Origin of the sequence: Gordonia sp. (in: high G+C Gram-positive bacteria), from assembly GCF_052106715.1 — a bacterium.
Lineage (GTDB): Bacteria > Actinomycetota > Actinomycetes > Mycobacteriales > Mycobacteriaceae > Gordonia.
The window spans coordinates 154536-165521 of record NZ_JBQEDL010000003.1; the positions used below are offsets into that span (position 1 = coordinate 154536).

A 10986-nucleotide genomic window follows, 5' to 3' on the forward strand; every position below is an offset into this window, starting at 1 on the left:
AAGCATCGAGCCGGGGCGGGCTGGACTCGTCCGTATGATCGGGGACGTGAGTGAAGCAACTGTGTCCGCGCCTGCCCGCGCGGGCGGCCAGTCGGTCGTCGAAGCGATCGCGGCCCGAGGCAGCGGCCCGGTGCCGTTCTCTGTCGAGTTCTTTCCGCCACGCGACTTAGAAGCCGAGGCTCGGCTCTGGCGCGCAGTCCGCGTCTTCGAGCGAATGAACCCCGCCTTCGCATCCATGACGTACGGCGCAGGCGGATCGACCAGGGACCGCACCGTTCGGATCGCGGGTGAGCTGGCGACCGAGACGACCCTGTTGACGATCGCCCACCTGACAGCCGTCAACCACAGTGTCGACGAGCTTCGCGCCCTTGTCGGTGCGTACGCCGACAAGGGGATCGTCAATCTCCTCGCTCTGCGAGGCGACCCGCCGGGTGATCCGCTCGGCGCATGGACCCCGCACCCCGACGGCGTCGAGTACGCGTCCGAACTCGTCGATATGATCGATGGTCTCGGCGACTTCCACACCGGTGTCGCGTCATTTCCCGAAGGGCACCACAGTGCTCCCGATCTGGACGCCGACACAGAGAACCTCGTTCGAAAACTGCGTGCCGGTGCGGAGTACTCGGTCACCCAGGTCTTCTTCGACGTTGAGGACTACCTACGGCTGCGCGACCGAGTGGCGGCCGCCGATCCGGAACAGGGCGCAAAGCCGATCATTCCCGGGCTCATGCCGATCACGTCGCTCGCGGGCGCGCGTCGGATGACTGAGTTGTCGGGTAGCACGATTCCCGCCGACGTCGAAGAACGTCTCGCACGCGCAGCGGGGGACGGACCGGAGGAGAACCGGGAAGCGGTGCGCGCCGTCGGCATCGACCTGTGTACGGAGGCCTCGGAGCGATTGATCGCCGAGGGGGCTCCGTGTCTGCACTTCTGCACCCTGAACTTCGCGAAGGCCACCAGTGAGGTCCTTGAGCGGATCGGTGTCGACACCCGGGGAGCGCTCACACCGGCCTGACGCTCGGGCGCTTCCTGGGCCTTTCGAGGCACCGGCCCATCGGGGCCAGACCGTTGACCGTTGGAGACTAGGCTAGGGGGCCTCAGGATCGGTCTCGTCCTTAGAGACCTTGTCGGCCACCTTCTGCAAGGGTTTGGGCAGCGGCTTGGACTTGAGGACTCGTCCCGGGCGCGGATTGTTGTCGCGGTTCTTGTAAGCGGCGACTGCGATGAACACGATCACGGCCACGCACAGCAACAGCATGAACCATGACCAGCTGGGGACGGCCGCGGTCGCAGGGTCGGCGTACTCGGCGTCCGCGTTGAACTCGGTGGTCTGGCCCGGCGCGGGAATCCAGGTGACGGTCGAGTCGCCGGTCTGCTGGCCGTTGGTCGCGACGACCGGCCCGGCGAAGTCGACGGTGATGGCGAGGTACGACGTCTTCTGGTCGAGTTCGGCGAGCGCCGCCGATCCGCGCAGTCGCACGAAGTCGCCGCTGCGCGTCACCTTCATGTCGACCGTCGCTGTCTGGTCGGGGAGTGCCGCGGCGACGATGGCGCCGAGCTGGCCGAACTGGCCGGTCGACAGGTGGTCGAACGACAATTGGGCTCCCGCCTTGCCCTGCGCAGTCGGTGCGGGCGTGTCCCCGGTGTCCGGCGCCGTCGTGGCAGTCGGCGCCGGTGCGGTGTCCTTCGTCGGGAACTCCGAGGCCCACACCTGTCCGCTCAGTGACGCCGGGATGTCGAAGGCCGGCGTCGTGGGACCCGAATCCGGACTGGTGGCGACGATGACGCGGCCCGAGAACTGATCGCCGACGGTCGTGGACTTAGTCAAGCACCCGGACAGCAAGGGGACGAGCGCAAGCAGTGCGACGACGGCGAGGATCGGGACGCGACACAGTGACTTCACGGTGTCATCGTGCCAGAGGACCGCGCCGATCTTCGTCGCGACACGGGCCGACCTGTTCGGTCAGCGGGAGTGGCCTGCCCAGGAACGCGAACGGGCGAGGGTCGCCGATGAAGGTGAAGCGACGTAGTACGTCGCCGAACCCGAGGCGCCGATACAGCGACCATGCCCGGTTCTCCTCGTACGGGACCTCCGGGGTCGAGAGCAGTACCTTGGACTCCGGTCGGTCGGCGAGCAAGGCTGTCAGTAGTCGCTCGCCGACGCCCCTACCCTGTGCCATCGGGTGAACGTGGAGTTCGGTGAGCTCGAAGTAGTCGGCGGTGAACGCGGCGATCTGATCGGCGGTCCGGCCGGTGCGACGCAGCCCGGACCGCAACTGCTGGTTCCACCACTGGTCGCGTGCTCCGCGGTATCCGTAGGCGACACCGACCAGGATCTCGCGCTCGGAGCCCGTGAGTCCGTCGACGCGCAGACGGGCGACCGCGGGCCGCAGGGCGTCGACCGCGGAGACTCGAGTGACCGCACCGACCGCGAACCAGCCGGGGCGGGCGATGTGGTCGCGCCACAGGGGGGACCGGTGGTACTCGGTGCTCCGCGGATACTCCATCGCCGTCACATAGATGTGCACCGCGGGGTCGAGCCAGCGGTCGGCGTCGGCGGGGTCGAGCGCAACGATCCGGAACGGGGACGGAGACGTCACGGCGCGCACCCCTTTCCTCTCGGCTATCCGCGATCTCGTACCGCGGGCGGGCCGAGAATCCTTCGCCGACGACATTAGCGCGCGGAATTGTCAGACCTCCGTGGGAGTCTCGACTTCAACGAGCCCGGAAGGACGGGCCCAGCCGACGAAGTGAGTGAGGCGAGATGGCACAGCCTACGCGGTCGCAGTCGAGGCAGATCGTCGACGAGCGCGTCGTGATCCGGAGCCGCGAGCTCCTTGAACGCGCCGAAGCGCTGTTCGACGACGCGTCCGCTGTCGAGGACGACGGTGCCGAACGGTTCCGTCTGTTCTATTTGGCAGCAATCCGGGCGTCGGGGGCAGTACTCGCCGTGTATGAGCCCGCTGGACCGGTCCGGCGACGTCGTGATGCTCGGGACGCATGGAGTCGTATCCGCGCGGTCGCGCCCGAAGCGCACGACCTGGCCGAGTATTTCGGCGGCCTGTCCGCGATGCGCGCGAAGGTCGAGGCGGGGCTCGTCCGTACAGTTGATTCCACGCTCTGCAGCCGTGTAGAACGGCGCGCCATGGAGTTTCTCGATGTAGCGGATGCGACGCTGTTGGCGTACGAACAGGGGAAGATCGGGCATCGGAGGCGCACCTTCAGTACCGAAGGTGGTCGGATGGCCGATCTGCTCGTATCATGAGGAGTAACTGGGCAACGACAAGATGACGCCCGGACGACCAGCGAGGGAGGGATGGTGCCGCTTTCCGAGCACGAGCAGCGGATGCTCGATGAAATTGAAAGCGCGCTGTACGCCGAGGATCCGAAGTTCGCCTCGAGCGTTACCAAACAGCGCGTAGGTCGTCCGACAGCACGACGTCGTCTTATCGCGGCGCTAGGGTTTCTCATCGGACTCGCTATGTTGGTCGGCGGACTGATGGTCGACTTCGAACTCGGCGGACTCAAGATTTTGAGCTTCGTCGGATTCCTCGTCATGTTCGGTGCCGCAGCTTTCGGGTTGCTCGCGCCGAATCGGCATGGAGCTCAGGACCCGAACGGAGCGCAGTCGGGTCCGCGCGGGGACGGGAAACCGAACCGAGGCGGACGGCCATCGTTCAGCGAGCGGATGGAGTCGCGGTTCCAGAGGCGATTCGAGCAAGACGACAGCTGACGACTTGACGGTCGCCATCGAATAGTTCGACCTGAGATCGGGGTCGCACACCTTCACTACGAAGGGTGCGGCCCCGATTTTCGTTTGGGTATGCCCCGTCATACCCCGACATCCCCACCTTCCCCCACCTGGTGTCCCCACTTTCACCCACTCGCTGATCCAAAGTCGTCCCACCAGGCACTCCAGAATTGTTCTGCCTCATTGATGACCGTGTGACACGCGGGAACGCGACATTCAAATCTGAGAATCACCACGGTGTGATTGCATCTGACCTGCGGTTTTATCCGACTGTGGTGGAGAAGTGGGGTATGAGGGGTGGAAAGTGGTGGAAGGTGGGGTAGAGTGGGCATCACTGGGCGCGGAGGATACCGGAACCACCGAACTCAGCATCGGGTGAGGAGGTGCCGACATGGCTCGTTTCGTCGGCACGTACACGCCCAAACTCGATGACAAAGGGCGACTGACGTTGCCCGCGAAGTTTCGAGACGCACTGTCAGGAGGGGTCATGGTGACGAGAAGCCAAGATCACAGCCTGTCGGTGTATCGAGCCGAAGAGTTCGACTCCATCGCGGATAAGGCTGTGGCGGCCTCGCGCAACGATCCCGAAGCGCGAGCGTTCCTCCGGTACTTCTTCGCAGGAGCCGACGAACAACGACTCGACGGGCAGGGGCGGGTGAGCCTCTCGAGTGAGCATCGCGGATACGCATCGCTCACCAAGGAGTGTGTGGTGATCGGCTCGTACGACCACCTCGAGATCTGGGACGCGCAGAAGTGGCGCGAGTACCAGGCGGAGCATGAGGAAGCGTTCTCGAACGCGGGCTCGCAAGCACTGGAATCGATCCTCTAGCCGGATCGATTCGCAGGCCGGCGGGGCCTCCGGGTCGCCGCAAGCGTCCGGCACAGACATTGACGAACTGAACAAGAACTCACGACAGCTGCGGTGAGATGAGGCCTCGGCCCGATCGACCCTGACGTACTTCCCCAACGCCAGGTGCGCTCGGGCGGGGACCCCGCCTCACCGCAGAGTCGTATCCGCAGAGATCAGCGGCATTCAGGGATTACAGGACTTCAGGGACCAAAGGGGAGGGACTGGTGAACGAACGTCAGCACGGCGAACACGGCCACGTGCCGGTGATGGCCGAGCGGATGTTCCGGCTCCTCGAACCCGCCCTGACGCGAACCTCCGACGACGGCGCGGGAAGTGTTCTCGTCGACGGGACTCTCGGAGCCGGCGGACACACCGAGTACTTCTTGCGCAGGCTTCCCGGGCTCACCGTCCATGCGATCGATCGCGACACGTCGGCCATCGACATCGCCGGTGACCGACTCGCGCAGTTCGGTGACCGCGTCGTCTACCACCACGCGCGCTACGACGAGATCGGCGACGTCGCCGCGACCGCCGATCTGAAGGCCGTCGACGGAATCCTCCTCGATCTCGGTGTGTCCTCGATGCAACTCGATCGGGCCGAACGCGGGTTCGCCTACTCGGTCGACGCACCTCTGGACATGCGGATGAATGCAGACGACGAACTGACTGCGGCCGACGTCCTCAACACGTACGACCACGGTGCGCTCGCCCGCATCCTCAGTGAGTACGGCGAGGAGCGCTTTGCAGGCAAGATCGCGTCGGCAGTGCTGCGCGAGCGGGCCGTCGAACCGTTCACCACGTCGGCCAGGCTCGTCGAACTGCTCTACGCGACGATTCCGGCGGCTACTCGTCGAACGGGAGGGCACCCGGCCAAGCGGACCTTCCAGGCGCTCCGGATCGAGGTCAACCACGAGCTCGAGTCGCTGCGCGGCGTGATTCCGGCGTCGCTGCACCTGTTGGCCGTCGGCGGTCGCCTCGCGGTGATGAGCTACCAGTCGCTCGAGGACCGGATCGTCAAACGCGACTTCGCGAAAGTCGTCCGGAACACCACGCCGGCAGGGCTTCCGGTGGATTTGCCGGGCACGGCCGCCCGCTTCGGCCTTGTCACACGGGGCGCGGAACAGGCCGATGAGGCAGAGCGAGAAGAGAATCCGCGGTCGGCGCCGGTCCGGATCAGAGCAATAGAACGCATCGCAGCAGACGCCGGGGGACGGCAGTGAACGAAGGGGGAGCACGATGAGCATGGTTATCGACGACCGCAAGAAGACGGTCGCCACCCGCACGTCCGGCCGCAGCGGCGAGAGCTCGGCGGGCGCACGTGCGCACGCGGGCTCCCCGCGTCGGGTCCGCGGCGTCGGATCGGGCGATCGTGCGACGCGGTCGAAAGCCGCCCAGCGTGCGCTCGACCGGAGGCAGCGCCGTCTGTCACCCGAAGCGGCTGTCTCGGCGGTCACTCGTAAACGCATCGGCGGCATCCCGCTGGTCTTCCCCGTACTGCTGCTCATCGCCGGAGCGCTCGGACTCACCCTCTTCTTGACGACCAAATCGGCGCAGAACTCGTACGCCCTCGACGCCATGCGCGAGCAGAATCAGACCCTGCAAGACAAGCGGGACGACCTCAAACGGCAGCACGACCTCGCCGACTCGGCACCCGCGCTCGCCGCGAAGGCCGGTGACCTCGGCATGGTCCCCAGTCAAGGCGCCGTGCAGATCGTTATCGGTGCCGACGGCAAGTCGCACCGGGTCGGGTCTCCGACGGTCTCCGAAGGCGATCGAGTGCCTGATCTGAACCCCGCTCCGGACCCCGTCGACAAGATCGACCCGAAGGGTGTCGACGACTCCGAAGGACTCCAGGGGGCCGGCGACACTGCTGCGCCGAGTACTCGCACCCCGAATACGACTGCGCCGAATACGACTGCGCCGAATACGACTGCGCCGAACACGACTGCGCCGAACACGACTGCGCCGAATACGACTGCGCCGAACACGACTGCGCCGTCGGACGGCCCCGCGCCGAATGTCCGCCCGAAGGTCGAGCCGCGTCGGCAGGTGAGCAGCCCGCAGACGAACGTCACCGCCCCCGTCGACGCCACGCCGGAGCGTAATGCAGAATCTCCGCGCTGACGCGGGGGAGAATCGACGATCATGACCCGATCCCGATCAGTCCGCCCGCCGGTCTCTCGGCCGGGCGTCCGATCGACGGCCGGTACGCCCGACGCTCCACAGCCTGCCGACGACCGGATCGCCGAACTCGACACCGCACCGTCCAAACGCTTCATCGGCAGACAGCGCATGCTGTGGGTCATCGTCGCGCTCGCCTGCGCGCTCGTCGCAGGCCGGATGGTGTACGTCCACGTAATCGCAGCCGACTCGATCTCGGCGCAAGCCGCGCAACAGCGAACCGTCACGTCCGTGCTGCCTGCAACACGCGGCTCGATCGTCGATAGCAGCGGCAGACTTCTGGCTCACACTGATGACGCGCGTGCCCTCACCTTTCTGCCGAAGTCGGTCCGTAAGTCGATCGCCGACGAACACGAGAAGGACCCGAGTCTTCCGGACGTCGACACTCGCCTCAAGCAGATAGCCGCGGGCGTGTCGTCCGCACTCGGCGGCAGCATCAGCGCCGAGGATCTCCTGGCGAAACTGACGTCCGACAAGGACTTCGTGTACCTGGCACGTTCGATCACCCCCGAGATCGCGTCCGGGATCATGGATCAGTTCCCCGAGGTCGGTGCGGACCCGCAGAGCATCCGCGTGTATCCGGGCGGGTCGCTCGCAGCGAACTTGGTCGGCGACGTCAACTACGACGGAAACGGCGCCGAAGGACTCGAGTCGTCGATGGAGTCGGTGCTGGCCGGAACCGACGGCACCGAGACGTTCGATCAGGGGGCGGACGGTGCCGTCATTCCGGGCAGCAGTCGAAACGTGCATCCGGCCGTCGACGGCAAGACCGTGCGACTGACCATCGACTCCGACGTCCAGTGGTTCGTGCAGAGCCAGGTCAACATGGCCAAGAAGGCCTCGGGCGCGCACAACGTCTCCGCGGTCGTCCTCGACAGTCACACCGGACAGGTGATGGCGATGGCCAACGACAGTACTTTCAACCCGTCACTGCCCGCTGACCAGCAGCAGGACGCCGATCGCGGCAATCGATCGGTCACTTCGCCGTTCGAGCCGGGATCGGTCAACAAGGTGATCACCGCGGCCTCCGCGATCGAGTACGGCGTGACCAACCCCGACGAGGTGCTCCAAGTGCCCGGATCTATTCGGATGTCCGGGATCACCGTCAACGATGCGTGGCCGCACGGCACCGCGCCGTTCACGACCACCGGGATCTTCGGCAAGTCGTCGAACGTAGGCACGCTGATGCTGGCGCAGCGAGTCGGCGAACGCCGGTTCGCCGACATGCTCGGCAAGTTCGGACTCGGTGTGACAGCCGACGTCGGACTGCCCGGCGAGAGCCCCGGCGCAGTACCCGCACTCAGCCAATGGTCCGGCGGATCCTTCGCCAACCTGCCGATCGGCCAGGGGCTGTCGATGACGCTGCTGCAGATGACGTCCATGTACCAGGCCATCGCGAACGACGGCGTCCGCATTCAACCGCGAATCATCGAGGGCGGCGACGCTCCCGAGTCGGTACGAGTGGTGTCCCCGAAGACAGCGCACACGGTGCGCGACATGTTTCGGGCCGTGATGCAGGACGACGAGGGCGGACCGCAGCAGGGGACCGGAGCGTCGGGTGCGATCGCCGGCTACCAGACGTCCGGCAAGACCGGCACCGCGCAGCAGGTCGACCCGAAGTGCAACTGCTACTCGCGGTCGAGTTACAACATCACCTTCGCGGGGATCATGCCGGCCGACGACCCGCGATACGTCGTCGGCATCATGATGGACAACCCGGTCCGCAGTTCGGACGGGAGCGGCGGACAGAGCGCGGCCCCGCTGTTCGGCACGATCGGCAAGTGGTTGCTGCAACACGAGCGAGTTCCATATTCCGCGCAGCCCGCTCCGCGTCTGCGCCTGCAGTCCTGATCGACTGAGCGTCACGGTAGATTCGTCTACCGACACGCGCTGGACGCAGGAGATCAGAGGTTGGACGAATGCGTCGCAGCGGCGGCCGAGAACGCTCAGACCGATCTCCCATACTGATCTCCCAGACTTATCTCGACGAGAGGGGTGGCGCAGTGAGCGCACAAGACGATCCGCAGGCGATTCGGTTGCGACCGGTGACCGAGCCGGTGAACGTCGCCGAACTCGCCGATGTCGCGGACCTCGATGTCGACGGCAGCTCGGACGGTGTGCGGGTCGGCGGAGCGACGCTCCGGGCGCAGAACTGTGGACCCGGCGACCTATTCGCCGCGATGCCCGGTCAACGTAGGCACGGTGCCGAGTTCGTCGACCAGGCCGTCGACGCGGGGGCGGTCGCAGTCTTGACCGACCACGTCGGGCTGGACATCGTGCGCGCCAGCGAGCGAGGCGCCGATCTGCCGGCGCTCGTGCACGCAGATCCGCGCGCCGTGCTCGGCGCAGTGTCCTCTCGGGTGTACGGCGACCCGTCGGCGTCGCTGACACTCATCGGGATCACCGGGACATCGGGTAAGACGACGACGTCGTACCTTGCGGAGGCCGCGCTGAGGGCGACCGGGGCGAGCGTGGGCATAGTCGGTACCACGGGATCACGACTCGACGGTGAGCCGATTCCCAGCGAACTGACCACGCCGGAGGCTCCCGACCTGCAGCGTCTTCTCGCAGTGATGCGCGAGCGCGGGGCAGACGCCGTCGTGATGGAGGTGTCCAGTCATGCGCTGGCGCTCGGCCGCGTGGACGGCTGCCGCTTCGCCGTCGGTGCGTTCACGAACCTCTCGCAGGATCATCTCGACTTCCACCACACGATGGACGAGTACTTCGCGGCGAAGGCACGGCTGTTCGCCGCCGACTCGGCCGTGCACGCTCAGCGCTCGGTGATCTGCGTTGATGACGACTGGGGCTCACAGATGGCCGCTGTCGCCGCTAGCGGCGACCGACCGGTGATCACCGTCGCCACGTCCGACAGCGCCGTCGGACGCGGCGACGGTTGGCGCGTGCTCGAGACGATGCAGTCGGACCAGGGGACCCAGCAGATCCGCACCGTCGACCCGTCCGGTGTCGAACACGACGTCGTCCTTCCGCTTCCCGGTGCGTACAACGTCGCGAACGCGCTGCTCGCGCTCGCCGTCGTCGCCGAGGCCGGTACGGACGTCGAGCTGGCGATCCACGGCCTGACGACGGTCGCTGTGCCCGGACGCGTGGAGAAGGTGGATCGTGGGCAGGACTTCCTGGCTGTGGTCGACTACGCACACAAACCGGCTGCCGTGGATGCGGTCCTCGCGACCCTCGGCGCGCAGTCGTCCGGGCGGATCGGCGTGGTCATCGGGGCGGGCGGTGATCGGGACACCGAGAAGCGTCCGCTGATGGGCCAGGCCGCGGCCCGCGGCGCCGACTTGGTGATCGTCACCGACGACAACCCGCGCAGCGAGGAGCCCGCAGCTATCCGCGCAGCAGTCATCGCAGGAGCCGACCAGACGCCAGGAGACGTTCGCCGGGCCATCGATGTCCGCGAGATCGGCGACCGTCGGGCCGCTATCTCGGCTGCTGTCGAATGGGCGAGCCCCGGCGATGTCGTCCTCATTGCCGGAAAAGGGCATGAGACCGGCCAGGAGGTCGCCGGGGTGAAGCACCCGTTCGACGATCGCCTGGTACTCGCCGAGACCCTGGACCGGCGTCTGGCGGGTGTGGGGCGGGCCGGTGCCGGGTCGAACCAGGGCGTGGCACCGACGAAGGAGACTCAAGCGTGAGAGTCGAGCCGTTGACCGTGTTGATCGCCGACTCGGGCGCCGACGTCGCAGACGCCAGACGCCTCCTGCGCGAGATGGTCGCTGTGGCCGCGGAATCCGGTGCGGGAAGCGGACATCGGGGGGTGTCGCAGGAAGAGCCGGGACGACGTACGTGGGCGGTGTTCGGCGAGCTCGTAGATCGTGACGGACTCGACGACAACGCTCGAGCACTCGCCCATGACGGTCTGGGCAGGCAGGCTGTTCGAGTCGCTGTCGACAAGATCATCGCGGTCGGCACGACGCGCATCGTCCGCGCATTGCACCAGGGGGCGGTCATGGAGGGCTCGTGGGGCGACGAGGCCGCATTCGTCGCGACGCCCGCCGAAGCGATCGAACACATGCGGAGCGAACCCGGCTATGCGCCCGGATCGGGCGATGTCGCCATCGTCGCGGGCCCGGACGAGCTCGGGCCCGCGCTTGTGGACTACTGGCGTGACGAGGTCGGGCTGCAGGTCAGGATCGTGGAGCTGTGATTTTCGACGCGCGGCGGGTCACCCGGTGCACCCGGAGCG

General features: G+C 66.6%; 11 protein-coding genes. 9 read left to right on the forward strand and 2 right to left on the reverse strand.

Annotated elements, in window-relative coordinates; all coding sequences use genetic code 11:
* Positions 1 to 34 precede the first annotated feature (34 nt).
* Positions 35 to 1015 (forward strand): methylenetetrahydrofolate reductase, encoded by a 981-nt coding sequence (locus tag ACTIMF_RS02810; protein ID WP_442348749.1) that lies wholly within the window; start codon positions 35 to 37, stop codon positions 1013 to 1015.
* Positions 1016 to 1087: 72 nt separating this feature from the next.
* On the opposite strand, the gene ACTIMF_RS02815 is transcribed toward ACTIMF_RS02810, so the two are convergent.
* Positions 1088 to 1903 carry an LppM family (lipo)protein gene (locus ACTIMF_RS02815; RefSeq protein ID WP_442348750.1) on the reverse strand — a complete coding sequence of 272 codons (816 nt, stop codon included), beginning with the start codon at positions 1901 to 1903 and terminating at the stop codon, positions 1088 to 1090.
* A gap of 4 nt (positions 1904 to 1907) precedes the next feature.
* The gene (locus ACTIMF_RS02820) at positions 1908 to 2600 is read right to left on the reverse strand and encodes a GNAT family N-acetyltransferase (protein WP_442348751.1); all 693 of its coding nucleotides are present in this window, start codon (positions 2598 to 2600) and stop codon (positions 1908 to 1910) included.
* A gap of 164 nt (positions 2601 to 2764) precedes the next feature.
* Here ACTIMF_RS02820 and ACTIMF_RS02825 point away from each other — a divergent pair, with 164 nt between their 5' ends.
* The 8 genes from ACTIMF_RS02825 to ACTIMF_RS02860 all read left to right on the forward strand — a co-directional run bounded on the left by ACTIMF_RS02825 (position 2765) and on the right by ACTIMF_RS02860 (position 10947).
* On the forward strand, positions 2765 to 3265 hold the full coding sequence (locus ACTIMF_RS02825; RefSeq protein WP_442348752.1) for an SAV_6107 family HEPN domain-containing protein: 501 nt from the start codon (positions 2765 to 2767) through the stop codon (positions 3263 to 3265).
* A 54-nt stretch (positions 3266 to 3319) separates the two neighbouring features.
* Complete coding sequence (locus ACTIMF_RS02830; protein WP_442348787.1) at positions 3320 to 3733, forward strand: DUF3040 domain-containing protein; 414 nt, start codon at positions 3320 to 3322, stop codon at positions 3731 to 3733.
* A gap of 409 nt (positions 3734 to 4142) precedes the next feature.
* On the forward strand, positions 4143 to 4580 hold the full coding sequence (mraZ, locus tag ACTIMF_RS02835) for a division/cell wall cluster transcriptional repressor MraZ (RefSeq protein ID WP_442348753.1): 438 nt from the start codon (positions 4143 to 4145) through the stop codon (positions 4578 to 4580).
* A gap of 245 nt (positions 4581 to 4825) precedes the next feature.
* Entirely contained in the window at positions 4826 to 5821 is a 996-nt protein-coding gene (gene rsmH / locus ACTIMF_RS02840; protein ID WP_442348754.1) for a 16S rRNA (cytosine(1402)-N(4))-methyltransferase RsmH, read from the forward strand.
* A 16-nt stretch (positions 5822 to 5837) separates the two neighbouring features.
* Positions 5838 to 6725 carry a hypothetical protein gene (locus ACTIMF_RS02845; protein ID WP_442348755.1) on the forward strand — a complete coding sequence of 296 codons (888 nt, stop codon included), beginning with the start codon at positions 5838 to 5840 and terminating at the stop codon, positions 6723 to 6725.
* A gap of 21 nt (positions 6726 to 6746) precedes the next feature.
* Entirely contained in the window at positions 6747 to 8633 is a 1887-nt protein-coding gene (locus ACTIMF_RS02850) for a peptidoglycan D,D-transpeptidase FtsI family protein (protein ID WP_442348756.1), read from the forward strand.
* Positions 8634 to 8785: 152 nt separating this feature from the next.
* A complete protein-coding gene (locus tag ACTIMF_RS02855; RefSeq protein WP_442348757.1) occupies positions 8786 to 10435 on the forward strand; it encodes a UDP-N-acetylmuramoyl-L-alanyl-D-glutamate--2,6-diaminopimelate ligase in 1650 nt (549 codons plus the stop codon).
* Positions 10432 to 10947, forward strand: a complete 516-nt coding sequence (locus ACTIMF_RS02860) for a UDP-N-acetylmuramoyl-tripeptide--D-alanyl-D-alanine ligase (protein ID WP_442348758.1) — start codon at positions 10432 to 10434, stop codon at positions 10945 to 10947. Before ACTIMF_RS02855 ends, ACTIMF_RS02860 begins: the two co-directional genes overlap by 4 nt.
* Positions 10948 to 10986: the final 39 nt, after the last annotated feature.

Coding starts and splice junctions, on each gene's coding strand:
- ACTIMF_RS02810 (WP_442348749.1), top strand. CDS start 35: ATGATCGGGGACGTGAGTGAAGCAACTGTGTCCGCGCCTGCCCGCGCG.
- ACTIMF_RS02825 (WP_442348752.1), top strand. CDS start 2,765: ATGGCACAGCCTACGCGGTCGCAGTCGAGGCAGATCGTCGACGAGCGC.
- mraZ (WP_442348753.1), top strand. CDS start 4,143: ATGGCTCGTTTCGTCGGCACGTACACGCCCAAACTCGATGACAAAGGG.
- ACTIMF_RS02845 (WP_442348755.1), top strand. CDS start 5,838: ATGAGCATGGTTATCGACGACCGCAAGAAGACGGTCGCCACCCGCACG.
- ACTIMF_RS02850 (WP_442348756.1), top strand. CDS start 6,747: ATGACCCGATCCCGATCAGTCCGCCCGCCGGTCTCTCGGCCGGGCGTC.